A 1,652-nucleotide genomic window follows, 5' to 3' on the forward strand; every position below is an offset into this window, starting at 1 on the left:
CAGACCCAAGGTCGACCTCAGTGGCATTCCACTCCTCCAGCACCCGACGCCGCTCACCCTCACCCAGCACCTCAAGGGCGCTCAGGGGCACGTCCGCGCCGCCGTCCAACGCCGTCTCCAGCGCGGACACCAGGTTCTCCGTGGCCGTGCGCACGAGGGCGCTCACCGCCTCCGGGTCGACCGGGGCGATCGCATCCACCGCGAGCGCCATGGTCTCCCCGTCGTCGTTGACCGCCACAGACAGCGGGTAGTTGGTGCGGTCGTGCGTCCAGACCGTGCGGATGCCCGCGATGTCGGCGTTGCGGCTCTTGCCGGCCGCGCTCTGCCCGGCGTTGTGCCGGTAGTTGAAGAACGAGGTGAAGACCGGGCTGTCGCCCGCGACGCCGCTGGCCCGCTGGGCCACGGCGAGCGGCGCGTGCTCGTGCTCCAGGAGCTGGGCCAGCTGGCTGCGCATGGCGTCGATCGACTCCAGCGCGCCGAGTTCGTCGGTGCGTACGCGTACTGGCAGTGTGTTCATGAAGGGCCCCGGAACCCGGTCCGAGCCCGTCCCCGCGTTCATGCGGCCGAACAGGACCGTGCCGAAGACCACGTCGTCGCGGCCCGACACGGCCGCGAGCACCCGGGCCCACGCCACGTGCAGGACGGGGGCCGGGCTGGCGCTGAGGCGGCGGGCGACCTCCCGTACGCGCGCGGTCAGGTCGGGGGCGAACTCCAGCTCACCCCGCACGACGCCCGTGCCGTCACCGCGTACATCGACCATGCCGTACGGAGCCGTGGGCTCGGTGACGTCGCCGAGCAGGTCAGCGAAGTAGCGCTCGTGCTCGGACTCCTCGACTCCGCCGCGCGCCTGTGCGACGAAGGTGCGGAACGGCAGGGGCTCGGGCAGTTCGCCGCCGCGCCCCGTGAGGAACGCCTGCACCTCTTCGAAGAGGACTTCCTTGGCGGTGTGGTCCTGCACCATGTGGTGCATCCGCAGCAGTGCGAGCCACCGGTCGCTGTCCGGTACGGCGGCGATGTGCAGGCTGATCAGCGGGGCCCGGCCGAGGTCCATCGCCGAGCCGCCGGCCGCGACCAGGTCGGCGGCGGGGTCGGCGCTCCGGGGGCTGAGGGTCACTGCCTCGACGGGCAGGGTGGCGCGGCGCCACACGACCTGGACCGGCTCGCGCAGGCCCTCCCACACGATCGCGGTCCGCAGGATGTCGTGCCGGTCCACGACCTGCTGGAGCGCGTCCAGGAAGGTGTCGAAGCGCTCGCGTGACTCGAACTCGACCACCGTCGGGAGCGCGTACGCGTCGTCTCCACCCTCGTTCAGGAGGTGGTGGAAGAGCAGGCCCTCCTGGAGCGGAGCCAGCGGGTAGACGTCGGCGACGTTGGCCGCGCCACCGTCCACCGAGGCGACGACCACGGCGACCTCGTCTGCCGTGAGGTCGACGAGCGGCAGCATCTCGGGGGTGATCTCGGTCGCGTCGGCCGGGATCAGGTTCTCCGGTACGGAGACCTGGGCCGTGCCCGCCGACAACGCGAGGCCGGCCGCGGTCGGGGTCTCGAACAGCGTCCGTACGGAGACCGACATGCCGCGCTCGCGCAGCCGCTCGACCAGGCGGACGGCGAGGAGGGAGTGCCCGCCGAGGGCGAAGAAGTTGTCATCGACG

1 protein-coding gene is annotated in these 1,652 nt (G+C 72.0%); it reads right to left on the bottom strand.

What is annotated here, in order from left to right; genetic code table 11:
- The coding region (locus ACFWZ2_RS43605; RefSeq protein WP_384555357.1) for a condensation domain-containing protein at positions 1 to 1,652 on the bottom strand (1,652 nt) is incomplete at both ends.

The organism is Streptomyces sp. NPDC059002, assembly GCF_042740435.1.
Taxonomy (GTDB): Bacteria; Actinomycetota; Actinomycetes; order Streptomycetales; family Streptomycetaceae; genus Streptomyces.